Annotated in this window: 19 protein-coding genes; 6 read left to right on the plus strand and 13 right to left on the minus strand. The window is 36.9% G+C overall.

The features are described 5' to 3' along the window. Nucleotides 1-2 precede the first annotated feature (2 nt). From ACFIMS_RS06455 to ACFIMS_RS06475, 5 genes are all read right to left on the minus strand, one after another. Nucleotides 3-965, minus strand: a complete 963-nt coding sequence (locus ACFIMS_RS06455) for an L-threonylcarbamoyladenylate synthase (RefSeq protein WP_375696506.1) — start codon at nt 963-965, stop codon at nt 3-5. Continuing rightward, entirely contained in the window at nt 962-1603 is a 642-nt protein-coding gene (locus ACFIMS_RS06460) for a ribonuclease HII (RefSeq protein ID WP_375638046.1), read from the minus strand. Before ACFIMS_RS06460 ends, ACFIMS_RS06455 begins: the two co-directional genes overlap by 4 nt. A gap of 199 nt (nt 1604-1802) precedes the next feature. Further along, nucleotides 1803-2711: a 4-(cytidine 5'-diphospho)-2-C-methyl-D-erythritol kinase gene (locus tag ACFIMS_RS06465; protein ID WP_375629755.1), complete on the minus strand. Its 909-nt coding sequence runs from the start codon at nt 2709-2711 to the stop codon at nt 1803-1805. A gap of 237 nt (nt 2712-2948) precedes the next feature. Further along, nucleotides 2949-3797, minus strand: a complete 849-nt coding sequence (locus tag ACFIMS_RS06470) for a S49 family peptidase (RefSeq protein ID WP_375612095.1) — start codon at nt 3795-3797, stop codon at nt 2949-2951. Nucleotides 3798-3988: 191 nt separating this feature from the next. Then, complete coding sequence (locus ACFIMS_RS06475) at nt 3989-4777, minus strand: tRNA1(Val) (adenine(37)-N6)-methyltransferase (RefSeq protein WP_375629758.1); 789 nt, start codon at nt 4775-4777, stop codon at nt 3989-3991. 179 nt (nt 4778-4956) lie between these two features. Between ACFIMS_RS06475 and ACFIMS_RS06480 the strand changes: the two genes are divergently transcribed. From ACFIMS_RS06480 to glyS, 4 genes are all read left to right on the plus strand, one after another. Then, entirely contained in the window at nt 4957-6033 is a 1077-nt protein-coding gene (locus ACFIMS_RS06480; protein WP_375629760.1) for a polyprenyl synthetase family protein, read from the plus strand. A gap of 95 nt (nt 6034-6128) precedes the next feature. Further along, nucleotides 6129-7823 (plus strand): tetratricopeptide repeat protein, encoded by a 1695-nt coding sequence (locus tag ACFIMS_RS06485; protein WP_375681152.1) that lies wholly within the window; start codon nt 6129-6131, stop codon nt 7821-7823. Nucleotides 7824-7914: 91 nt separating this feature from the next. Then, nucleotides 7915-8856, plus strand: coding sequence for a glycine--tRNA ligase subunit alpha (locus ACFIMS_RS06490; RefSeq protein WP_375606430.1), 942 nt, complete (start codon nt 7915-7917; stop codon nt 8854-8856). Beyond that, entirely contained in the window at nt 8856-11078 is a 2223-nt protein-coding gene (gene glyS / locus ACFIMS_RS06495) for a glycine--tRNA ligase subunit beta (protein WP_375681151.1), read from the plus strand. Before ACFIMS_RS06490 ends, glyS begins: the two co-directional genes overlap by 1 nt. 124 nt (nt 11079-11202) lie before the next feature. Here glyS and ACFIMS_RS06500 read toward each other — a convergent pair whose 3' ends face one another. The 8 genes from ACFIMS_RS06500 to ACFIMS_RS06535 all read right to left on the minus strand — a co-directional run bounded on the left by ACFIMS_RS06500 (nt 11203) and on the right by ACFIMS_RS06535 (nt 19396). Next, nucleotides 11203-11697 carry a F0F1 ATP synthase subunit B gene (locus tag ACFIMS_RS06500; protein ID WP_375663699.1) on the minus strand — a complete coding sequence of 165 codons (495 nt, stop codon included), beginning with the start codon at nt 11695-11697 and terminating at the stop codon, nt 11203-11205. An 11-nt stretch (nt 11698-11708) separates the two neighbouring features. Then, nucleotides 11709-12275 (minus strand): F0F1 ATP synthase subunit B, encoded by a 567-nt coding sequence (locus ACFIMS_RS06505; RefSeq protein ID WP_273790398.1) that lies wholly within the window; start codon nt 12273-12275, stop codon nt 11709-11711. A gap of 142 nt (nt 12276-12417) precedes the next feature. Further along, nucleotides 12418-12648, minus strand: a complete 231-nt coding sequence (locus ACFIMS_RS06510; protein ID WP_005773968.1) for a F0F1 ATP synthase subunit C — start codon at nt 12646-12648, stop codon at nt 12418-12420. Between the two features lie 55 nt (nt 12649-12703). Continuing rightward, on the minus strand, nt 12704-13462 hold the full coding sequence (locus ACFIMS_RS06515) for a F0F1 ATP synthase subunit A (protein WP_273790444.1): 759 nt from the start codon (nt 13460-13462) through the stop codon (nt 12704-12706). A 7-nt stretch (nt 13463-13469) separates the two neighbouring features. Then, on the minus strand, nt 13470-13901 hold the full coding sequence (locus ACFIMS_RS06520) for an AtpZ/AtpI family protein (protein ID WP_273790397.1): 432 nt from the start codon (nt 13899-13901) through the stop codon (nt 13470-13472). A 1039-nt stretch (nt 13902-14940) separates the two neighbouring features. Continuing rightward, a complete protein-coding gene (der, locus tag ACFIMS_RS06525) occupies nt 14941-16365 on the minus strand; it encodes a ribosome biogenesis GTPase Der (RefSeq protein WP_273790396.1) in 1425 nt (474 codons plus the stop codon). Nucleotides 16366-16369: 4 nt separating this feature from the next. After that, nucleotides 16370-17041, minus strand: coding sequence for a tetratricopeptide repeat protein (locus ACFIMS_RS06530; protein ID WP_375631016.1), 672 nt, complete (start codon nt 17039-17041; stop codon nt 16370-16372). A gap of 582 nt (nt 17042-17623) precedes the next feature. Next, a complete protein-coding gene (locus ACFIMS_RS06535) occupies nt 17624-19396 on the minus strand; it encodes an SLC13 family permease (protein ID WP_375696507.1) in 1773 nt (590 codons plus the stop codon). 354 nt (nt 19397-19750) lie between these two features. On the opposite strand from ACFIMS_RS06535, the gene ACFIMS_RS06540 reads away from it, so the two are divergent. Together ACFIMS_RS06540 and nhaA are read left to right on the plus strand one after the other, a co-directional pair. Further along, nucleotides 19751-21457, plus strand: coding sequence for a hypothetical protein (locus tag ACFIMS_RS06540; protein ID WP_375696508.1), 1707 nt, complete (start codon nt 19751-19753; stop codon nt 21455-21457). 146 nt (nt 21458-21603) lie between these two features. After that, nucleotides 21604-22962 carry a Na+/H+ antiporter NhaA gene (nhaA, locus tag ACFIMS_RS06545; RefSeq protein ID WP_375618444.1) on the plus strand — a complete coding sequence of 453 codons (1359 nt, stop codon included), beginning with the start codon at nt 21604-21606 and terminating at the stop codon, nt 22960-22962. Nucleotides 22963-25198 lie beyond the last annotated feature (2236 nt).

The raw sequence follows: 25198 nt of genomic DNA on the forward strand, positions 1-25198 counted from the left end.
GTTCATTTCTCCTTTGGAGCCGCAGCCCGTATAAGACGATCATTGATAGCCTCTCCTAATCCGTATGATGGAATAGGTTCTACTGCGATACATCTCACTTTAAATGAATCTAATTCCTTCATATATTGAAATAAATGAAAGGCTGCCTCTTCCAACTTTCCATCTTCGCTAAGGTTTAAAATAGAAACGGCATTTTCAGCCCCCATAACACGCTTTGAACCAAATGCTAAAAGCGCTTCACCATTTTCCACCTTTTCTACATTCAAACGAACCGTAGCATTGGGAGCATAATGCGATTTTAACATCCCAGGAGCTTCAATCGCCGCCCTTTGATCTATCCGTTTTAAAGGCTTCCCCACAACCTCTTCAATTTCATCAGCCGCAAGCCCGCCTGGACGCAAAAGATAAATATTTTCACCACAAATTTTAATAATCGTTGATTCCAGCCCTATTTTAGCAGGTCCTCCGTCCAATATCAAAGGAACAGATTCCCCCAAAGATGCAAAAACAGCCTCAGCTGAAGTAGGGCTAAGACGCCCCGATTGATTCGCACTAGGAGCAGCAAGTGGACGGCCAAAATGTTGTACCACTTCCGCAAAACGACTGTCTGGAAAACGAACAGCCAAGGTATTCAAACCAGAGGTTGTTAAAGGATGGATATTATGCTGTTCCTTTAAAGGCAAAACCAATGTCAAAGGCCCTGGCCAAAATTCTTCTATTAATTGGCGTGAAAGAAAGTCAATTTTAACATAACGTTCCGCCATTTCGATGCCGCTAACATGCGCAATAAGAGGATTAATTTGTGGACGACCCTTTGTAGAATAAATAGAAGAAATTGCCCTCCCATTGGTTGCATCGCCCGCTAATCCATAAACAGTTTCCGTTGGTAACGCTACTAACTTCCCTTGTTCAAGAAGCGCTATTGCCTCTCTTATCGAAGCACTATCGAGTGGTAGAATCGTCATGACACATCATTTCTATAACACTCTTTTAGTGGTGCAAAACTATAACGATGTAATCCTATAACTGGTCCATATTTATCAAGAGCTGTACGATGCGCTAGCGTTGCATAACCTACATGCTTCTCTAAACCATACCCTTTATAAACTTGTCCTGTACATTCCATCATCCGATCACGCGTTACTTTCGCAATAATAGATGCGGCTGCAATTGAAACTGAACGCTGATCGCCCTTAATCAATGCCATTGCAGGACAGGACAACTCAGAAGGAATATCACGCCCATCAACAAGGACATAGTGGGCTGGAATGGCTAATCCTATAATACAGCGACGCATTGCTTCTAACGTTGCTTTTCTAATATTAGATTGATCAATTGTACGAGCACAAAGACTGGCGACTGAAACCGCTAATGCACTTTGCAAAATTTCATGATAAAGTCTATTTCGTTGGAAAAAAGAAAGTTTTTTTGAATCATTTAACCCATTAGGAATACGATCTCTATCCAAGATAACGGCTGCTGTTACCACAGGTCCAGCGAGAGGCCCCCGTCCTACTTCATCAACACCTGCTATATGAAAAAAACCCTGTTTTTGCAAATCCAATTCGCACGAAAAATTTGGTTGAAGCGGCAAATTAAACATCTTTGATACATCACAAATACAACAAACATACATCTATTTCTGTAGCCTGATCATTTTTTGCAAGCATTACAGTTTTAAATGGCTCTTCAAACATTCCACGAATTCTTGCACAAAAAATAAAAAAACACATTTCTTTGGTTACCCTCTTTTATTATGTATAATAAAATCATGATAAAATAAAAGCTTTTATATTTATTTATCAAATATTTCCTAAAGTCATGATAGGTTTTACAAACCAATTTGGGTACATTGATTTGATAAAAAGAGCTGCTTGTTGCGCCGTTTGTTTATTTTTAAAAATGCCAAAGCAAGTTGCTCCCGTTCCAGACATACGGGAAAAAAGAGCCCCACATTCATCTAATATAGATAACACTTCAGCTAACTGAGGTGCTATTTTTAATGCAGGAGAAAAAAGATCATTACGCGTTTCTTGTAAAACTTCAACTAATGAATCAACACTCTTTAAAGCGTCTGTATTAATTTTTAAAGAAGGATTATGACGCTTCTCTAACGCTTTAAAAACAGCTTGTGTTGAAATCTCTTGTCCATGATTAACCAATACCATTGCTAATGAACAAGCTTCTTTTAGTCGTATCATCTCTTGACCAATTCCTTTAACCAAAAGCGGCTGCTGATACTCTAATGCACAAAGGCACATGGGAACATCAGCACCAAGAACTAAGCTCATTTTTGCTAATTCTTCGTAAGAGCAATCAAGATTCCACTGCCGACGCAACATGCTGATAACCCCAGCTGCATCACCTGAGCCACCACCAATGCCTGAAGCAACAGGTAATGTTTTTACAAGCCGAAAAAAAGCAGGTTGAGCACATTCCGGAAAAGTCTTATGCATAAAGTCCCTTGCGCGAATAACCAAATTGTCTAAATGAGAAACAAGCCCTTTTGCAAACGACCCCGTCAAAACAAACTGATTATTTTCACAAGGTGCATAGTGTAGACAATCACCGCTAAGACTAAAATAAACCAAACTCTCTATTAAATGATACCCGTCAGCACGTTGCCCTACAACATGTAGAGCTAAATTCAATTTAATAGGTGTAAATAAATAGGAATGTCTTTGGAACGAAGTTTGTACATTTGATATCATATGACGTAATATTCACTTACATAGGGTTCTTTTAAAAATTTCCCCCTTTTACCCATACTTTTAGCACGAGCCCTATAAACAGCTTGGAATATTCTTAATCGTTTTCTAAAAAACAATAAATATAAAGAGTTCTCATACAAAATAAACGACATGTTCTCATTCGTATCATTTCAAGCCTTTTTTCTTCTAGTATCTGTTTTTAGATAAAAATCTCTCTGGCTTGAATGATCCTTTCCATCACAAACCATAACGCTGCCAAAGAGCTCGCTCTTCTGCTGCCATCAATGCACTATCAACGACTGTATAGACCGTATGTGCCGTCACTCCTGAAGGCGTTTTAGGTCCTAAAAAACTTTTTGGAGGCATAATAAGTCGAAGTTTTGCATCATTACCAAAGCGCTCCTTAATAACAGAACGTACATCATTCAATCCATCAACCAGACCAAGCCCAACGCTTTGTTTTCCACTCCAAAACATTCCTGTAAAGAGATTCGAATCATCTGATAATTTTTCAGCACGCCGTTCTTTAACCAAATCGATAAAAGTTTGATGCACTTCAAGTTGGAGAGATTTCAAATGCTCAATATCCGCCTTTTTTTCTGGCTGAAATGGATCTAATGTAACTTTGTTCTTTCCTGCTGTGTATACACGCCGTTCGATACCAATTTTCTTCAAAAGTTCCGGAAAACCAAAGGAAGCTGAAACCACTCCAATGGAACCAACAATTGAAGAAGGATCTGCAAAAATTTCATCCCCTGCACAAGCAATCATATAACCACCAGATGCTGCAATATCTTCAATAAACACAAGAACCTTTTTATTTTTTTCTTCTGCCAAGTCACGAATGCGCTTGAAGATAAAACGCGATTGTACAGGTGAACCACCAGGAGAATTAATAATAAGTGCAACAACCGGTGACTTTTTGTGTGCGAAAGCCTTCTCTAAAAGATTTGCACACCTACTGAGGGAAAGGGTACGAGATATAGATGCTGATGAATCCATAATTGCTCCTTGAAGGCGCACCACAGGAATTTCAAGTTTATCGGAAGAAAAACGGCGTGGAATAAAACTTTTAATAAAATCCATCAAAACAAAATCTCCTTATAAATTAAGAACAATTAAATAGGCAAGGACAACAAAAAGGAAGAACGCGATACCATCCAAAAACGCCAATCAATCCCCACATTACAACCAGAAATATAATTTCATCCAAAGTCAAACCTCCCTAACAACAAAGTGTAGACTTTAAATAATAAACTAAAAAACACAAGATACTATTAGAAAAGTTCCCACAAGCTTATATATCCATTATTAATTGCATCAACTCGGGGTGAAAAAGTATGGTCATTACCTTCATGTATAACCAATGCCGGTAAAATAGATAAAGCTGCTCTGCTTCCTCGTTTTGCGTAAAATAAAAGACGAATTGCTGCTGTCTTTGCACGTGCATGCACAGGAACGATACAAATACCACCAAAGCGCCCTTCTAAAGCACGCAAAATATCTACTAGTGATTGTGGTCGTGCAATGAGCCCTAAGTATCCACCTGGCTTGACAATCGCTGCTGCACTCCGCAACCAATTATCAAACATCGCTTCAGGCATAACATGTGCTTCAGATTTTTGTTGATCAGGTGTCTTGCGATCAGTGGGATTATTAAAAGGTGGATTCATAATCGCAAAATCAAAGCTATTATCTATCAAACCTGCTTTTATACGGGCATTCCCTTTGAAGGTAACATCTGCTTCTAGCAAACAAATTCGGCTAGCAAATTGTTTATTTTGTTTTAGCATAAGCGTTTTTTGAGCATAAGATATCATAAAAGCCGAACGTTCAACTAAGGTAACATGAACTTTCAGACAACGCGAAGCAACAGCTAACCCTGCAGCTCCAGCACCAGCACCTAAATCAACAACCTTGCCCTTTAAATCACTTGGAACCAAACTAGCTAATAACATCGCATCCATTCCAGAACGATGACCATATTTATGGGGTTGAACCAAATAAAATTTCCCGCGGTGAAAACTGTCAATTGTTTCACCACTCTGATTCGCTGCTTTATCCATTTAAAAGCCTAATGCTCACCTTTATAAACTGCATTTTTGCCATTCAGCTGCTATTTTAAATTTTTTATTATTTTATAACAATAAGATTACACTCGCTAAAGAACATTTCTTGCCAATAACATTCCAAGCTAACACTTTTAAACGACATCAAAAGCTTGAGTCAAAACCAAACCCCCTTTATGCTAATGAATAAAGTAAATTTTATATATGTCCATTGCAATACTCTAGGAGTAAACACATTGAGTGCAGCTATCAAACCAAAACAAATAAGAAATAATCAAATTTCTCTTCAACCTCTTGTCAATCTTACTCAAAAAGATATGGATTGCGTAAATCAATTTATTCTCTCTATGGCAAAATCAGAGGTTGAGATGATCCCTGAAATTTCTAACCATCTTATTTCATCAGGTGGAAAGCGATTACGCCCAATGATTACGCTCGCTTCTGCTCATATGTTCGGTTATCAAAGTGACGGGCATATAAAACTCGCAACAGCTGTTGAATTTATGCATACAGCAACATTGCTACACGATGATGTGATTGACGAAAGTAATTTACGACGTGGAAAATCTACAGCACGGATGATTTGGGGGAATCAAGCAAGTGTACTTGTTGGTGATTTCCTATTGGGCCAGGCCTTTAAAATGATGGTCGATGTCGGTTCCATAGAAGCGCTCTCTGTCCTAGCCAACGCTGCTGCAATTATTGCTGAAGGAGAAGTTATGCAACTTTCTGCCGCAAAAAATATAAAAACCAGCCCTTCAGAATATCTCAAAATCATCGATGCAAAAACAGCAGCACTTTTTTCAGCAGCCGCTGAAGTAGGACCCATTATTGCTGGCTATGGAAATAAAGAGCGTTCTTCATTACGTGAATATGGAACATCCTTAGGTTTAGCTTTCCAATTAATTGATGATGCACTTGACTATAGCGGTAGTGCTCAAAACTTAGGAAAAAATATAGGGGATGATTTTAGAGAAGGAAAAATCACAATGCCTGTTATTCTCGCATATGAGCGTGGGAATATGGTAGAAAAAGATTTCTGGAAAAAAGCGCTTGAAGATGGCAATAATAATGATGAATCCTTCGCACACGCGCAACACTTAATGGAAAAGTATGATAGTATCACAGATACAATAGAACAAGCACGCATCTATGGAAAATATGCAATTGATGCTCTTGTTCCCATGAATGAAAATCTTGCTTATAATGCTCTCGTTGAGACTGTTGAATTTTGTATTGCGCGCGTAAACTGAATTCTTTGCAAGAATCGCAGTATTTCTCAACAAAGTAATGAGATATGATCTATAAACAACACCATCAATTGATTATCTTGAAAAGGATTAGCTCCATGTGCTCTGCAACGGTATCTCGACTTTTTGCCCTCTTTATCGTGGGTATCATGCTGATGCCATCCCTCACCTACAGTAAAATAAGTGCAGCAACTCATACAAGCTCATTTACAGGTGCTTATTTAGCTGGACGGGTTGCAAATCATGAAAATAAAACAGAACTTGCTATCAATTATTTTAAACAAGCACTGGTTTATCAACCTGATAACATTGAAACACAAAAAGAGCTCCTTGAAGCTATGCTCTCGGTCGGAAACTTTAAAGAAGCTATCCAACAAGCCCAAAAACTCAAAGAGAACGATGTTATAACTCCCTTTGTTTCCTTAACTTTGTCAGTAGAAAGTCTCATCAAAAAAGATTATAAGAATGCCAAGGCTCTTCTGAAATTAAAGGAACTTCCTACGTCCAATAATCCAATACCTGAACTCATCGGCGCTTGGATTACATTTGGATCTGGACAAAAATCTCAGGCAATCGATGATCTTAAGAAACTCAAAGGTCCTGTCTGGTATGATCTTTTTATATCTTATCATCTAGCACTTATGAGCGACCTTGCAGAACGGCCAAAGGATGCAAAAAAATATTTCATTAAAGCACTGAGTAACAAACAGGGAACTCTTATCGCTCCTAATACTTATGAGCGTATTATCATAGCCTATGCCTCATTCCAATTGCGCCATAATATGCGCAACCAAGCTCTTCAAACAATCCAGCATGGCGAACAAATGTTGTCAGGTCGAGAAGTCCTTAAAAATTTTCAAGAAAAAATTGAAAAAAATTCTTTCTTAGAGAGAGTTATTAAAACACCTCAACAAGGAGCAGCCGAGGTATTATATAATTTTGGAACAGCCCTCAACTACAAAAACTCAGGGCGAATTGCACGTATTTTTAAGCAATTATCTTTCGCCTTATACCCTCAAAATGACGCAACACTGTTTCAGCTCGCACACATTTCTGCTAAATTGAACGATCCACATCAAGCAATTAAACTTTATCGCGCTTTATCCCCTAAATCTCCTTATTATAAAGATGGACAACTTCATCTTGCATTCCTTCTTGCCAATAACAACAATTACAAAGAAGCAATAAAATTACTCACATTGTTAAATAAAAAATTTCCCAATGATCGTAATATTTTGATAACGCTCGTTGCTTTTTATATGCAGGACAATAAATTTCTTGAGGCCATTAAAACTCTAGACTACGCTATTACAAAGATAAAAAACTTTCAGCAGGACGATTGGAAACTCTTTTATCAGCGTGGTATTGCTTTTGAACGTTTAAAGCAATGGCCAAAAGCAGAACTTGACTTGCGAAAATCACTTGAATTTTTCCCAAATCAACCGCAGGTTCTTAATTATTTAGCCTATTCCCTTGTGGAACGTGGTGAGAAGCTTGAAGAATCGCTCCGTATGCTACAAAAAGCCTCTGCTTTACAAGCTCACAACAGTCATATTCTCGATTCTTTAGGGTGGGCTTATTATAAACTAAAAGAATATAATAAAGCAGTGCAAATATTAGAAAATGCTGTCAGATTACAACCTGAGGACCCAACACTAAATGATCATTTAGGGGATGCCTATTGGAAAGTTGGGCGTAAACGTGAAGCAATCTTTCAATGGAACCACGCAATTGACGGAAAACCAGAAAATTCTGAACAAATTCAAGAAAAGTTGAAATTTGGTTTGCAATAAACGATGCTTAACCATAAACCACATGAAATAATAAATAGAGAAACTAAAATTACTTTGTTTTTTGTTTAGTTCAATATAAAGAGTATAAAGCGTGAAACTGCCTGAACATCTTAACCCCAAACGTTCTTTTCAGGGACTAATATTAACTTTGCAAAATTATTGGGCACACTATGGGTGTGCAATTTTGCAACCTTACGATATGGAAGTCGGAGCTGGGACTTTTCATCCAGCAACAACATTACGCTCTCTAGGACCACGCCCTTGGAAAGTTGCTTATGTCCAACCCTCTCGACGTCCAACAGATGGCCGATATGGTAAGAATCCAAATCGTTTACAACACTATTATCAATTCCAAGTACTTCTCAAACCCTCTCCGCTCAATCTACAAGAACTTTATATAAAGTCGCTACAAGCTATCGGGCTTGATACAAAACTGCATGATATTCGCTTTGTTGAAGATGATTGGGAAAGTCCCACTCTTGGTGCTTGGGGGCTTGGATGGGAATGTTGGTGCGATGGAATGGAAGTCTCTCAATTTACTTATTTTCAACAAGTGTGCGGCATTGAATGCGCTCCAGTTTCAGGGGAACTCACATACGGTCTTGAGCGTCTAGCGATGTATATCCAAGGGGTTGATAACGTCTATGACCTTAACTTTAATGGTTTGGAGGGAGAAAACAAAATAAGTTATAGAGATATTTTTTTACAGGCAGAACAGGAATACTCATATTATAACTTCGAATTTGCTGATACAAAACTGCTCCATCAGCACTTTATCGATGCAGAACGCGAATGCAGCGCACTTCTTGATGCTGGAAAACCAAATAAAGAAAATGTATTCCATCGCTGTGTTTTTCCTGCCTATGATCAATGTATTAAAGCGAGCCATATCTTTAATCTTTTGCAAGCACGTGGCGTTATTTCTGTAACCGAACGACAAAATTACATTCTTCGCGTTCGTAATCTCGCGCGCCGTTGTGGGGAAGCCTTTTTACTCACAGAAGCTGGACAAATATATACTGGAGAAGCCTAATGTCTGATCTTCTTCTTGAACTTTTCAGTGAAGAAATCCCCGCACGTATGCAACGAAAAGCTGCTGCTGATCTTAAGAAATCTGTTACAGATCAACTTGTGAATGCTGGATTGATCTATGAAGCTGCTCGTGAATATTGGACACCTCGTCGGCTAACATTGGACATACGCGGACTTTCCACACGCTCCAAAGATGTCCATGAAGAACGCAAAGGTCCCAGTATAAAATCACCACAGCATGTAATTGATGGTTTTCTACGTGCAACAGGATTAAATGATGTTTCTGAAGCGCATATTGGACATGATGATAAAAAAGGGCATTTTTATATTGCTAAAATTGTTAAAAAAGGTCGAGCTGCAGAAGAAATTATTGCCGATATTTTACCGGATATTATCCGCAACTTTCCGTGGCCGAAATCTATGCGTTGGGGAAAAGATTCAGCACAAAGTGGTACTTTGAAGTGGATTAGACCTTTACAAAACATTCTTTGCATCTTCGGACCAGAAATTGGTGAAACACATGTTATTCCGTTTACAATTGGTTCTCTTAAAAGCAATAATTTAACTTATGGTCATCGTTTCTTAAGTGATGGAGAGCCATTTCAAGTGCGCCGCTTTGATGACTATGTTACTCAACTTGAAACCCATAAAGTCATTCTGGATGCCGAAAGACGAAAGAATATTATTTTAGCTGATGCCCAAAATCTCTGCTTTGCAAACGGTTTAGAACTGGTTCAAGATAATCCCCTCCTAGAAGAAGTTGCTGGTCTTGTTGAATGGCCTGTTATCCTGATGGGTGATTTTGACAAATCATTCCTTGATATTCCTCCAGAAATTATTCGCTTGACCATTCGAGCCAATCAAAAATGTTTTGTCACCCGCAAACAAGGAGAAAAAGTAAAACTTTCTCATCATTTTATTCTCGTTTCTAATATTCTTGCAAATGATGAAGGCAAAGAAATTTCGAAAGGAAATAGTAAGGTTGTCCGTGCCCGTCTTTCTGATGCACTTCATTTTTGGCAAACCGATCAGCATGATTTGCCTGATCTTCAACAATTGGAATCTTCTATAAAAAAATTTGAGCTTGATATAAAAAAACCTCTCGATCAAAGAATGGCGCGACTTGATCATTTGAATGTAACTTTTCATGCTAAATTAGGTACACAAGGAGCAAGGGTAGAACGCATTGCTGCACTCGCACAAGAAATTGCCCCTTTGATACAAACAGATCCTCTTTTAGCAAAACGTGCAGCCATCCTTGCAAAAGCTGATTTGCAAACAGAAATTGTCGGAGAATTTCCTGAACTACAAGGTGTTATGGGGCAAAAATACGCCCTTCTTCAAGGGGAAGATCCTCGCGTAGCTGTAGCAATCGAAGACCATTATAGACCTCAAGGACCAACAGATCGTCTTCCACAAGAACCACTTGCTATAACCGTTATGCTCTCCGACAAAATTGACATGCTCGTTGGCTTTTGGCTCATTAATGAAAAACCAACGGGCTCAAAAGATCCCTATGCGTTAAGACGAGCAGCATTGGGAATTATTAGGCTTGTACTTTCGCGAGATTGGAAAATCAATCTTATGCCGCTGTTCCAGTTAGCAACGAATCTTTTCTTACAACAAAAAAATAAATATGAAATCTCTCAAAGAGAAAATTCACAATTGCAGAATCTGCTTCCAGAAAAAACAGAATATATTTTATCAGATCTGTTATTCTTTTTTCATGACCGTTTGAAAATCTATCTAAAAGAGGAAGGCGCTCGTTACGATGCCCTTGAAGCCGTTTTAAATAAAGATTCTGATGATTTTTTATTGGTTGCACGTCGTGTCGAATCGCTTATCGCTTTCATCAATACCCACGATGGAATGAACTTTGTAGCCTCTGTAAAACGTACTGCCAATATTCTTGAAAATGAATTTCAAAAAAGCACAACAATAGCGAATAAAATTAATCCTGAGCTCTTTGTCGAGAAAGAAGAAAAGCAGCTCTATCATGCAATCTGTGAAGTAGAAAGAAAGGTTCTTGCTCCCATCAATGCAACAAATTTATCATTTGCACTCAGTGTGCTAGCGCCACTTGGAAAATTGATTGATATATTTTTTGAAAAAGTATTGGTGAATGATAAAAAAACTGATGTTCGTGCTAACCGTCTTGCTCTTCTCAAACGCACTCACATTGTTACACAATCGGTTGCAGACTTCTCAAAACTTGTCATTTAAAATCAAAATACCCTATTAACTGATAAAAACAATGAAGATAATTTTTTCTTTTTTATGACTTTTATTAATTAATATTGAGAAAATTATGTAACCAAAGAGACTGTTCTTTATCTCTCAAATATCATTAATTAAGATATGTTTTCATTTTGATAAATGATTCTTTCTCAAGAGACTCTTTGATAAGTTCATCTGCCTTGTTAGAATCTATTTCCCTTGCAATAAGGGTACGTGCTGTAGAAATTGCCAAATCAATCGCCGATGAAGAAACCATGCGTATTGCATCCGCTTCTGCTTGAGCGATTTTTTGTTCTGCCAATTTATTACGGTTTTTTACATATTCTTCTGCTTTTGCACGGGACTCAGCAATAATAGATTCAACTTCATGCTTTGCTGCTGCAACAATTTCTTGCGCATCTTTTTCTGCTTCTGCATGTTTGCGTTGATATTCAGCTAATATTTCCTGTGCCTCTTCACGAAGACGCAGAGCCTCATCCAGTTCATCTTTGATACGCTTTGCACGCGCATCAAGATGGTGTATAACCCTTTGTGGAATTTGGAAATAGACTAAAAGAGCCAAAAAAAGAACTAACCCAACAAATGCCCAAAAAGTATCAGTCATCTTTGTCTTCCTCAATAATCCGCAGTTTTAACAACTGAACGAACAGCCTCTTTGCTAATATCAACGTCAATCAATTTTTTCACAATTTCAAGAGCTACTTCTTCAGCGATAGAACCAACATTTTGCATCGCTTTATCCCGAATTTTTGCTATCTGTTTTTCAGCATCTGCGAGTTTTTTCTCTAAACTCTCTTCAATTTCTTTCCGTTCAAGCTCTGCCTTTTCTTTTAATTCTTCACTAGCTACCTGCGCTATAGCCTGCGCATTCAAACGCGCTTCTGCTAATTTCCGCTCATAAGTTTCAACGACAATGTCTGCTTCCTGCTTCATGCGCATTGCCTGATCTAAATCAGATGCGATTCGATCTCGCCGTGTTTCAATAACACCACCAATACGTGGTACAATTACACGAGAGATAAAAAGATAAAAAAGACCGAAAGAAATTGCCAACCAGAAAAAATGCGAACCAAAATGCACAAAATCAAAAGGCGGAAACACACGATTTGCATGCTCTGCCACCTTTTTAATATGTTCTATCGACGTTTCAGTGTTCTGTGCATAAGCGCTTGAAACAAACATCTTCTTTCATCCTTTAAATAGCTTATTAAAGCCCTCTATAACCGATGATAACTGACTGACATCTCTCTGGCATCTCTCTGGTTAAGAGCTAAAAGGGTAAATCTTTCCTCATGCAAGAACAGATATACCCTTTTGATGATGATCAAACCCCAAAAAGAAGTAATAAAGCAATGAGCAATGAAAAAATTCCCAAAGCTTCTGTTACAGCAAAACCAAAGACGAGACGTCCAAACTGACTATCTGCTGCTGATGGATTTCGTAATGCACCAGAAAGATAGCTACCAAAAATATTACCAAGTCCTAAAGCTGTTCCAGCCATACCAAAGCAAGCAAGACCAGCGCCAATATATTTTGCTGCAAGCACCATTTCCATGTTATTCTCCTTTAAAGCGAAATTGCATTATTCGACGGAATAACCGCCAGTTTTATTAATGTCCTGGATGAATTGCATCATTAAGATACATACAAGTTAAAACCGTAAAGACGTAAGCCTGAAGGAATGCGACCAAAAACTCAAGTGCAGTAATTGCTACAGTCATAATAAGCGGTAAAACCGAACCACCCACACCTACGAGTCCTACCCCAATCATTGAAACAACAAACCCAGAAAACACTTTAAGCGTAATATGACCAGCAAGCATATTCGCAAAAAGACGAAGAGAAAGACTAATTGGACGGGAGAGAAAAGAAATAACCTCAATCATTGTCACCAGAGGCAAAACCACAACAGGAACTCCACTGGGAACGAACAGTTTCAAAAAACTGACCCCATGCTTATAAAAGCCATAACCAATCACCGTCAAAATCACCACCATTGCTAACGAAAACGTGATCATAATTTGAGATGTAACCGTATAAAAATAAGGAAAGAGACCAATAAAGTTAGCAACTAAAATAAAAGTAAACAGAGAAAAAACTAAAGGAAAAAACTGCATCCCCTGCACACCAGATGATTCCCGCAGAGTCGATGCTACAAATTCATATGCCATTTCCGAAAGAGACTGCATCCGCGTTGGAACCAATCCACGACTCGATGACGAAATGAAGAGAAAAATAGAAGTTACAACAACCGTAAGGACTGTAAACAATGATACATTTGTAAACGATAAATCCATATTTCCTATGGAAATCTTAATCAGCCTTGAAACCTCAAACTGATGAATAGGATCTGGAGCGTGCGTTGTCACTTCAACCTCATTTATCGGACCTCTCATTGGCCCCTTTATCTTGTTTTTGGCGCAATGCGCCTTTTTTTCCTAATTGACTGGAGGAAACATACCCCACAGACCGAAGAATACTCAATACACCAGCAGCAAACCCAAAGAAGAGAAAAAATACTAATCCCCAAGGCCATGAACCTGCTAACTTATCAAACCCCAACCCCAAAACAATACCAACTATAACACTTGCCAGAAACTCACTGGAAAGCTTAATTGCGCCTGCCATCCTTCCTTGTGATTTTTCCCGCTTATTCTTATGCTCCCGCTTCTTTAATGCTTGCTTGCGCACTAAAGCCACGCTTAAATTCCTACTACGACATTCCAAATCCTCTGAATGAAGACACTCTCCTTGCTTTTTCTCTTCAGCCTCCTTACGGCTCATAACGGGTTTCTCGCCCATCGCCATCATTGGCTCCTTAATTAAAAAGCAACGTAAGAATACATTTCATAAAACCGTGTGCATCATATTGTTCCCAAATTTATTCGTCAAGATACTAAAAGAAATCTATCACAAGTTATCGTATAAATTTTATTGCAGAAATAACGTATTTTTCAATTTACATGCTTTCTTAAAAAGATATTCTGAGCACCTAAACCGATTTCACGACAGCACCCGTGAATGTATAACAAAAGTTCCCGTGAATAATATAAAACTCATAGAACAACCATTTTTACGCTTAACGAAAGGTGTCAACTGATACCATCTTATTTTCCGGCTCCCAATGTTATATCAATCCTAGTTTTGAAAGAGAACATAGAAAGCTAAAAAACAGTATGAGAGCGTTAGTTTACACCTTTTATTCAAATAAACTTGCACTTTTTATTTTATGAAAATAATAATCAATGGTTTCTATATGATCCTATTCGCAAAGTATTTTACATATGCCATTACAGGCCCCATCACGAAATGAGCTTGAGGGTATTAAGAGAAGTTCCTTTAAATACAAGATATTAATAAATCTAAAATTTCAAATAGATTAAGCCAATAGAACACAATAAAATTTAAATACGATTACCATACCACTTTATACAATTTTAATCCACTTTTATGAACCTCGCTCTTTACAATTGAATATCGGTAGATTTAGCAAGTATTTTTGCTTTTTATTCAGACAAAACTATCGTAAGCAAAAGCGCTTATTCATAATCTTTATTTTTATGAAACGATAATCTAATACTGCTTTTCACACAAGCATCATAATTATATTCCCCTACCCTCATATTGCATCTACTCTTGCACTTAAATAACCCATTAAGAGGATTATGTACTCTTTCTTAAATACTCCCTATCACACTCTTCTCATGACATGCAAATAAATGATCATCAATAAAATTAAAACTTTAGCAAATAAAATTTTAATTTTATGAAAAGAAAGATCATTGAAAAAACTTACTTTTAAGATTCTTAAGTATAGATTTCATTCACTCAAAAAATTAAAGAGTTATCATTTCTTCTTGGAACGTGTCGCAAAAGGATTATCAGAGGCTCGTAATGATATGCGAACAGGTATACCAGACATATCAAATGTTTCACGTAACCCATTGACAAGATAACGCAAATACGACTGTGGCATACTTTTGGGACGCGAGCAAGAAATCATAAATCCAGGAGGACGTGTCTTAACCTGTGTGATGTATTTAACCTTAAGTCGACGTCCAGAAACCGCAGGAGGTGGATGATGTGCCACAACAGTTCCAAGCCATTGGTTCAATTTAGCCGTCGAAATGCGACGATTCCATACACGGTGCATCATCATGACATTTTCCATCAGTTTATCAATCCCTTGACCATATTGTCCTGATAAAGGAACGGCTCTCAAACCACGAACTTGAGGAAGAAATCGAGCACATTTTTCATGCAAATCAATCAATGTAGTCTGACTGTTTTCAATAAGGTCCCACTTATTGAAAGCAATAACTGGAACACGCCCTTCACGAATCACAAGATCAGCAATTTGTAAATCCTGCTTTTCAAAAGGTATCGTTGCATCAAAAACAATGACCACCACTTCTGCAAAACGAATAGCACGCAAAGTATCTGCAACAGATAGTTTTTCTAATTTTTCTTGAATTCTCGATTTTCGACGTAAACCTGCAGTATCAAAAAGTTTAATATGACGACCACGCCATTCCCAATCTACAGAAATAGAATCACGCGTGAGTCCTGCTTCTGGTCCTGTTAACAATCGCTCTTGTTTCAACATACTATTAATAAGAGTGGATTTTCCTGTATTGGGACGCCCCGCAATCGCAATCCTAATGGGCTTACTTTCATCGTAAATAAGCTCCTCTTCTTCCAAATCCTTTACATCATCACCAACAGATGCAGGCTGTATCATCCTATTTTCTTCTTTGTTGTTGCCAAAAGCATGCTCTGACCCAACAGCATCTATAATTGCATCACGCAGATCACTAAGTCCCAAACCATGTTCAGCCGATATTGGGCACGGCTCTCCCAAACCTAATGACCACGCCTCATACTCTCCTCCTGTTGCCGCTCTTGACTCAGACTTATTGGCAACAAGCACAATTGGCTTTCCTGATTTGCGAACCAATGAAGAAAAATTTAAATCACTTGGTGTTATTCCGCTCTTTGCATCAAATACAAATAAAATAAGATCCGCTTCATCAATTGCAACTTTTGTATGAGAACGCATACGCCCCTCGAGTGTATGATCACCTGCTTCTTCCAGCCCAGCCGTATCAATCACATCAAAACGTAGATCTTGAAGTTTTGCCGCATGAATACGCCGATCACGTGTTACACCAGGCTTATCATCAACCAAAGCCAATTTTTGCCCAACCAAACGATTAAATAGTGTCGACTTCCCAACATTGGGACGACCAATGATAGCAATGGTAAGGCTCATCGATTTATTCCTTATTTGCCTTGCCCTCAGCTTGTATAAGCTCAAGCATCATTCGAGCCCGATCTGTTATTTTTGAACCCAAAGCACCTTCTTCAGAATTTTTTTTAAAATAATAAACCGCCTCATCCATTTTATCCGCCTTATAGGCAGCTAAGCCTAAAGCTTCTCTTGCAGACATACGCATAGGATCGGTATCACTTGCCATATCTTTGATGCGCTTTTCAACATCAGCTAATGTCCCTGTATCAACCAGAATATAAGCCGCCCGAATTTTTGCAACTTTCTGCAAAATCTGCGGTGCTTTCTCATCCGCTGCAACAGAATCAAAGATCTCCACTGACTTAATAATATCACCTTTCTCCATGAGTAAAGAAGCCTCACGTAAACGAGCAAGAAAAGGATACCCCCCAAAATGAGAGGTTTTAACAGTTTCTAATTGCTTTATCGCTTTATCAAAATCACGTGTATTCGCAAGATCAAGACTCTTTACAAATGCATCACCAATATAACCAGCTTTCTTTATTTGCGTATGATGATAAACTTGATAAGCAACTATCATGAATATAAAAAGAATAACTGCTCCAATAATTGAAAAACCATACCGTCTCCAAAAAGCAAGCGCCTTTTCCTGACGAAATTCTGCATTCACTTCAGCAATAAAACTATCATACGACATATATCATACCTTGAAAAAAGTTACTTTATCTGTGCTTTTACGCATAAATGGATAAAGATGGTAGTCCTAATTAACTAAAAATCTTTAAATTGCTCGTTTATTTATTTTAAATCAACATGTAGCCAATTCAATCGGATTTTTGCAACAGTCTTAATCGAAAATGATATAAGCACCCTGTTTGTACATATTACAGCTTTTACATATATTGAGTCTTATGAAAAATTCACTGCCTTAATATTTATCATGATTGCCTATCATCTCAAGCAGATTTTCTCCCCATTATATAGAGAGATAATCTTTTAAAGTCTTCAACCGCAATCGTTGGTTGTATTGGATTATAGAATTATAATAGAAAAACCAATTCTTGAAAAAACTTGAATAAACAGTAAATTTCCATGAATATCTACTAAAACCAAATAGATAAATTTTTATCTGTATCAAAAATACCGAAGCGCCATGATTACAGTGTGGTATAATTCCAAATCTTCAGTTAAAGCTCTTTATATAAAGTATATCCCTTCAACTTATCTTCATACGATTAACAACCTTTTATAATTGATTCTTAAAGTTTCTAAAAATATCCTATTGTAAAGGCCAAACCCACATAAGCATTGGAACAGCAATAATAACGATCAACACCGCCAATGGAGCACCTAAACGTGGATAATCACTAAAACGATATCCTCCTGGCGCCATCACGAGCATATTACTTTGATGTCCAATAGGTGTAAGAAACTCACAGCCCGCACCAATTGCAACAGCCATCAAAAAAGCTTCAGGCTTATAATGAAGGGAATGAGCAAAACTTGACGCAATTGGTGCTACCATCATCACTGTTGCTGCATTATTCAAAAATGGCGTAACCAACATAGCTGTCACCAACATAAGCGCTAAAGCACCGGATGGCGGGAAAAATATTGCCAATTGGCTCAGCCATTGACCAATGAGATCCGTACATCCTGTTTTCTCTAACGCTTCACTCACTGGAATAAGAGCCGCTAATAGCACTAATATTGAGCCATCTAATGCCTGATACAGATCACGCGCGGGCAAAACACGAAAGATCACCATTGCAGCAGCAGCAGAAAAGAAAGAAAAAGCAACTGGAACAATATGAAAAGCTGTAAAAATAATTGCTATAAATAAAACAGCTAAAGAGATGAAACCATGTCGTAAATTTCCAAACACAATATTTCGTTTTGCTAGGGGCAAGCATTTCAATTCTCTTAATAAATTTGGAATAACTGCATCCTGTCCTTGCAAAACAATCACATCTCCAAGATGGAAAATAATATCATCAAGTCTTCCCCGCACCCTTTCATGTTGACGACTTAACGCAAGCAAATTTACATTATAGCGATCAAATAAGGAAAACTCTTTCGCACTAATACCGATAAGAGGTGAATTATGGGTAATGACTGCTTCAATAATATCAATATCACTGTCCTTATCACCTGCAACAATAGTTCGCCCCTTAGAAAACTCTAAACGAGCAGAATTCATCACGCTATCTAACCCTGTATGTGATCCTTCCAGCAAAATAATATCATTTTCAGACAAAACAAAATCTGGTAATGGTGAAATAGATACTTTGTTTCTGATGATTTGAATCACCATAACATCACCACTTGATGGCTTAACCAAATCAACAATATTTTTTCCCACAATCGGTGAATTTATTGGAATATGTACTTCTGCAACATAATTACGAATATCAATGGCATCATCAAACGATACACCTGAACGCACACGCACAGGCAAAAGCCAATAAAAACAGACCAAATATACAACACCAGCCGTCGCAATAACCGCACCAACTGGTGTAAAATCAAACATAGTAAAAGGTGTTCCTGCTAAACGTTCTTGCATCGCTGAAATAACAACATTGGGAGATGTTCCTATCTGTGTCATAAGCCCCCCCAACAAAGAACCAAAGGCCATGGGCATCAAAAAGACAGAAGGAGAAACCTGAGAACGACGTGCAAACTGAAAAGCTATCGGAAGCATAATCGCCAAAGCACCAATATTTTTAACAAACATTGATAATACGACAACAGAAAGAACCAAAAACGCTAATTGAAGACGCACCGATTTCACGTCTGGCCATATCCGTTGAATAATAAATTCCATTATACCAGAGCGAGATACAGCCGTACTGACAACAAACACACTCCCCACGATAATAACGATATCATTACTAAAACCGCTAAAAGCTTCCTTCGGACTGACAAGACCAAGGGCACAAGCTATTAATAAAGTAGAAATAGCAACAAGATCATAACGAAATCGATCCCAAATAAAAACAACCATCATGAGACCAATGATCGAAAAAGCCATTATTTGATTTTCTGTCATAACACTTACCTCTCCCCATTAAATTATAATGAACAAGAACATATTTTTTATGTTTTAAATATTCCTATAAACAGCAGCAAGATAAAAGCAGACATCGAAATATTTTAGGATAATTTTAAAGTGATAAAAAATTATGATGCGCATAAACTTGCCTCTCCTTATTATGCGTGCTTTTCTATAAAGTGCTGAACCCAAAGAAAATTGATAAAAGTTGATAAAGCTATATTGCAAAAAAGATGAGAATAACTCTAATATAGAGAGTAGATAATTGTTGAAACTGGTACACGCTATATTTAAACCTTTGTCGTTGCTTAAAAGAATTTATCTTCACTCTCAATTCAAAGAGTGATAAAAATGAAAGAAGAAAGAATGGTCAATCTTAATAGTGGGTATCAAAGTAACCTCAGATATTGGCTCACTTGCATTATTGGATTTGTTGCTATCTTGGCAATTATAATTGTTGGTGGATTTTATATTGCAAAACCCTATCTTGACAGTTTTGTAAGAAAAGAAATAGCCCGTCATTCCATAAAAGCCGAAACATCTGAAGTAAGCATTCTAGGTAAAATCAATTTGAAGAATGTGACAATACCTGTTCCAGCTGGTACATCACTTAAAATTGGTGCCATTTCTGCCCGTCCTCCTCTTTCCTTTATTCCCGGAACTTTTACATTTTATAATGTTGATTTAAAGTATAATAATATTCATGTGCAAATTCCCCAAATTTCTCTTCGGAATGTATCCTTAAAAGAAAAAGATAGAACGATAACATCACGTCTTTTACAATCAATGATGCGTATTGAGCTTTCCTCAATTATTGCTCCCAATATACAACTTTCTATAGAAAATAAAAATAACCGAACAGAAACGGTTGAAATCAAGAATTTCCAGCTTTCTGATTTTAGAAATAACCATATCCATTCAGTTAGTATCAAAAATATGGATCTTAAAACGGTCGTAGCAAATGGTGCCAAACAGATGCAACTTATGGCTAAAAGTAATACAATAAAAGCCCATGATATCGACATCAACTATGCCTACTCTATCATTTTTGGAAAAAACAATGCTCTCAATCAAGGTAAAACCGTTACTGGCCCCATTTCTTTGAATAATATAAGTGTCGATATTTTTGAAGAAGCAGAAAAAAACAGCTCTTTCTTCCTTGGGCAGTTTAAAACATCTGGTTTAAAGATGAAACCGCTTGAGCAAACTCCTGAAAAATTAATCAAAGCTTATCTTAATGCAAGAAAAGAGAATAATAAAATCGCTGAAAAAGTAGCACAAAATGGTCTTCTTCTAAACATACTGCTCGCCATTACCTCAGCGGATGCCAAAGTTGATAATATCACCGTTGATATACCGCAGTTGAAAGCAACGCTCGAATCATTCCAATTCAAACCAAGTTTGTGGAAACAACCTATCCCTAAAAAGCTTTTTCTTTCTCTCAATAACCTTTCCGTTTTACCTAAAAAAATGAATGAAAAAGACTTAGAGTTCTTCAAAAACCTGAACTTTGAGCGCTTTAATGTTTCAGGAAAAATTGATATTTCTTACGATGAAAAAAAACGTATGCTCTTTCTTGATACAATGTCTTTCAATATGAAAAACGTTGGATCTGGGAACATCTCGGCTAAGGTTATTGATGTTGATGAAAAGCTTTTTTCTGGTCAGAAAAATATAATGATTGCTGCGTCTCAAGACCTTGGCATCAATGAAATTGATATACAATATACGGATGCAGGTTTCATTGATAAGCTTTTTTCTTATCTTGCGCAAAATCTTAATGACAGCCAACATGATCTAAAAAAGGAACTTTATGACGATTTCTATCTAATGATGACGCAGACCCCAAAAATTCTGCTAAAAAATCATGACGAAGCAGAAAAAATTTCAAAATCCTTAGGAGAATTTGCTAAAAATCCACAAACATTGATCGTTAAAATTAAAGCAAACGATAATAAAGGTCTCGCAATAGTTGATCTCGAATCTGCTCTACAAAATGATCTATCTAAGGCTTTAAGCAAAGTACATCTCACTATTAAAAATGAAGCGTCGCGTTAAACATTTTGTGCTTTAAACATGATGATCTTGTCTATAAATTAAGAACTTTATTCCTCTTTTTTCTTTTGTATGATACAGAAGGTATCATACAAAGTCATTTATACAGAGAGTATAGAATCTAAAATTGACGATGCTTGGAGTTGTTCATGTCTGATTTATCTTCAAATCGCCTGCCTAATCGCGCTTCTCGTGTCACTAATCAAGCGCTTTCTGCTATCGAGCGTTTTCTCCATATTGAAGCTCTTAGTGGTGTTGTTCTTTTATTAGCTGCTGCTTCTGCACTTATTTTTGCCAATTCTAAATATGCTGCTTTCTATGAATCTTTTTGGCATACACCTCTTGGCTTTAATTTGGGTCATTTCACTCTTTCATGGGATTTACATTTCTGGGTTAATGATGCCCTTATGACTATTTTCTTTCTCGTCGCAGGAATGGAAATTCGACGCGAAATTCATGAAGGGGCTCTTGCCGATTTTAAACAAGCAATCTTACCAATTGTTGCTGCAATAGGGGGCGTTTGTGTTCCTGCAATTATTTACTTTATCTTCAATTTTAACGAGGGACATATCCGCGGTTGGGCTGTGCCAACAGCAACAGATATTGCCTTTGCTCTAGGTATTCTTGCTCTTCTAGGGAAAAAAATTCCCTCTAATCTTCATATTATTCTTCTATCATTAGCAATTATTGACGATATTATCGCTGTTCTTATTATTGCTTTTTTCTACTCAACAAACATTGATCCTAGCGGTTTAATGATTGCAGGAGCGGGTATTGCTTTGGTACTATTTTTTCAGTGGATCGGGCTTGCATCAGCATGGCTTTACATTTTACCTGGTGCAATCATTTGGTGGGGTTTAATGGTAACAGGCGTTCACCCATCGCTTGCTGGCGTAATCTTAGGGATGATGACTCCCGTTCTTCCTACCCGTACTCTTGTAGCGCCACTCACCATGCTCAGTAACGCTATGCAAATTCTTCAAGAAAAAAATACAAAAACAGATCTGCATCATATTTCAACAGCATTGAAAAAGATGCGCAAAGGACAACGGGCCATGATCGCCCCAGTAACACGTGTTCAAAAAGCATTGCATCCATGGGTTGCATACGGTATCATGCCAGTTTTTGCCTTCGCAAATGCAGGAGTAAGTTTTGCAAACTTTGATCTTTCTTCTGACAAATCATTCTTGATTGTTTTGGGTGTTGTCATTGGTCTTTTCATCGGTAAGCCTCTTGGTATTATCACTGCCAGTTATATAGCTGTAAAATCAGGGCTATGCCGCCTCCCCCCTCATATGACCTGGACAGGCGTTTTACTCATTGGTTTTTTAGCAGGAATTGGCTTTACAATGTCTATTTTTGTTTCAATGCTCGCTTTTAAAGATATTATTCTGCTTGATGCGGCAAAAATTGGGGTCCTTTGTGGCTCAGGTTTATCTGCCCTTATCGGTCTGGGATATGGATTTATTTATATTAAGCGCAATAAAGGAATTTCTCATAGTTCCTAACAAACTAACTAAAAATACATTTTTATGCAGAACTTTTAAAAAGCGATTTCGCTCATTTGTTGGGTTCGGACGATATTTAATGTAAAAGCTGTTGTCTCGCCTCATCTTTACACTTATGAAGGAGAAAACTAACATCATCATACTATTTACGAGCCTCTAATGTTACAACACCTTTGACTCTTAAGAAGACTTATAAGAGATATTTTTATTCCTTTCTTCAATATTCTTTTACTCATGCACCGGCTCCACTCATGGTGTGCACAAAAATGATTTTAATTGTTTCAATATGAAAGGCTTCGTGGTTTCAGAAAAGCTGCCTTTCGTCGGGACTATTATTCACTATAAAGAAAAAATTAATTATTATAAATCAATATCTTATGTTTAATCATACGAAACAGATAAGAATAAGCAAAATTCAATAATCAGTTAAGTAATTCCATGGTTTATTTTTTTTCAATAAACCACCCTCCTCGTTACTGATTTTATTGCGGTATTCTAAATAACTTTAATTTTTATCTTCTTAAAAGCACATTATTTTTGGATAAAAAATATTTGATTTATCATTATAAATCTTGAATGGAGTCTAAATATCGTATGATTTCCTCATTTCAAATCTGTACATGATGAATCAATCAAGACTATTCTCTTACACGTCACAAGCCGAGGAGAAGTATGGATTATTTGAAGAAAGAAATAAGAATGCTTCATCATATCCATATAAGCGCTGTTCAACAGGAAAACTAAAAATTAAATGATGACGACCAGCTGACACCTTTGATCTAAGTAAAGGAGATGGTGGTCCCCAATAAACTTTACGTTACGCCATCCACAGGCGCCATAATGTGGGGGCTTGGGGAGAGAGATATTTCTTCAAAACAAGCGCGTAAATTGGCACTATAATAGCGTTTTTTTTACGTGAAAGGCATATACGATTTAAATAACGCAATAAACAAAAATGTGAACCAATGTGTAATATCCATTATTTAAAAGATATTGCTGTCAATACCTTTGAAAATTGTAAAGCAGAATTAAAAGGAAATTGTAAAATGGAAGTTGGTTTTTACTTTTATGGCTTCATCTCACCCAATTAGGTTTTATCTCCATTTCAGAAATTACCCCACCAGGTATACGCAACATCCTTATTCCTATCTGGCATACAAAAACAGGAGTTGCTCGTAGGCCCCTTATCCGTCTCAATATACCATCAAATATGCATCTGCACTGACATTAGATATTGATACAGGTAACAAAAAACAAAAGATTTATTTGGAATAACAACGTCATAACATCACTACTAGATTGACAATGGAGTGGAAAAATATTCCCGTTTTTTATCATCGACACATCGCTTGTCTCACTCCATGAAAGAATTAAACTTGAAGCATGCTTCCACAGGGAGCACTCTAGTTTACGTAATTAACTCGCGGGAAAAAAGAAAATCCTAGTCATTTAGACTATTCTAAAACATATGATTGGTGGAAAAATAGAGCATATATATCGTTGTTCTCCCCTTTTTCCGCTCTTATTTGATATTTATTTTCTTTTTGTTTAAAGAGCTCGCTCTATATTTCTTGATATCATAAAATACTCTTCATAGATAATTTAAAAAGCAATATTTCCGAGACTTTCAAATTGTACAACGCTACATAAAATACAAGAAGGGTAAAATAATATGGCTATATTTCTCACAAGAAGAGTTTTGCTTACAAAGACCACCATTTGCAAAATATGTAAACATGATAAGAAACTAGCACGATATACTGAAAAAACGAAAGAATGTATTTCATGTGTGATTGGCAGTATGATACAGAAAATACTTATAATAGAGTAGTTAAGGGAAGAAAGTTAACCTAAAGAACATATGGAGATATCAAAAACTTTGAAAATCTTAATCATAATTCAAAAAAGAGAAATAGACATGAAAAAAATTTAAGTAATAAAATCATAAAAGCAACACACTGTAACATTATCATTAATTTTGATCTATATTTACATGATTTTATGAAAAGTACTTCTGAAGAAGCTATAAACGCATAAGACATGGTAATTTTATAACTTATAGTGCAACATAAATATTATCTATAGAGATATATTTTTTATTGCCTCGTAATACGGAAAAAATTAAATTTTCAAGATATACATAAAGTCATAAACAATCATTTGATGACAAACTAAACATCTCTAGAAAATACATCATCAATTCTATTTTGGTAATTCCGTCACTAATCCAATGAGC

Source organism: Bartonella sp. AP331QHHD (assembly GCF_042195905.1).
In the GTDB taxonomy this organism is placed as follows: Bacteria; Pseudomonadota; Alphaproteobacteria; order Rhizobiales; family Rhizobiaceae; genus Bartonella.

Coding starts and splice junctions, on each gene's coding strand:
- ACFIMS_RS06455 (WP_375696506.1), bottom strand. CDS start 965: ATGACGATTCTACCACTCGATAGTGCTTCGATAAGAGAGGCAATAGCG.
- ACFIMS_RS06460 (WP_375638046.1), bottom strand. CDS start 1,603: ATGTTTAATTTGCCGCTTCAACCAAATTTTTCGTGCGAATTGGATTTG.
- ACFIMS_RS06465 (WP_375629755.1), bottom strand. CDS start 2,711: ATGATATCAAATGTACAAACTTCGTTCCAAAGACATTCCTATTTATTT.
- ACFIMS_RS06470 (WP_375612095.1), bottom strand. CDS start 3,797: ATGGATTTTATTAAAAGTTTTATTCCACGCCGTTTTTCTTCCGATAAA.
- ACFIMS_RS06475 (WP_375629758.1), bottom strand. CDS start 4,777: ATGGATAAAGCAGCGAATCAGAGTGGTGAAACAATTGACAGTTTTCAC.
- ACFIMS_RS06480 (WP_375629760.1), top strand. CDS start 4,957: ATGCTAATGAATAAAGTAAATTTTATATATGTCCATTGCAATACTCTA.
- ACFIMS_RS06485 (WP_375681152.1), top strand. CDS start 6,129: ATGTGCTCTGCAACGGTATCTCGACTTTTTGCCCTCTTTATCGTGGGT.
- glyS (WP_375681151.1), top strand. CDS start 8,856: ATGTCTGATCTTCTTCTTGAACTTTTCAGTGAAGAAATCCCCGCACGT.
- ACFIMS_RS06500 (WP_375663699.1), bottom strand. CDS start 11,697: ATGACTGATACTTTTTGGGCATTTGTTGGGTTAGTTCTTTTTTTGGCT.
- ACFIMS_RS06505 (WP_273790398.1), bottom strand. CDS start 12,275: ATGTTTGTTTCAAGCGCTTATGCACAGAACACTGAAACGTCGATAGAA.
- ACFIMS_RS06510 (WP_005773968.1), bottom strand. CDS start 12,648: ATGGAAATGGTGCTTGCAGCAAAATATATTGGCGCTGGTCTTGCTTGC.
- ACFIMS_RS06520 (WP_273790397.1), bottom strand. CDS start 13,901: ATGGCGATGGGCGAGAAACCCGTTATGAGCCGTAAGGAGGCTGAAGAG.
- der (WP_273790396.1), bottom strand. CDS start 16,365: ATGAGCCTTACCATTGCTATCATTGGTCGTCCCAATGTTGGGAAGTCG.
- ACFIMS_RS06530 (WP_375631016.1), bottom strand. CDS start 17,041: ATGTCGTATGATAGTTTTATTGCTGAAGTGAATGCAGAATTTCGTCAG.
- ACFIMS_RS06535 (WP_375696507.1), bottom strand. CDS start 19,396: ATGACAGAAAATCAAATAATGGCTTTTTCGATCATTGGTCTCATGATG.
- ACFIMS_RS06540 (WP_375696508.1), top strand. CDS start 19,751: ATGAAAGAAGAAAGAATGGTCAATCTTAATAGTGGGTATCAAAGTAAC.
- nhaA (WP_375618444.1), top strand. CDS start 21,604: ATGTCTGATTTATCTTCAAATCGCCTGCCTAATCGCGCTTCTCGTGTC.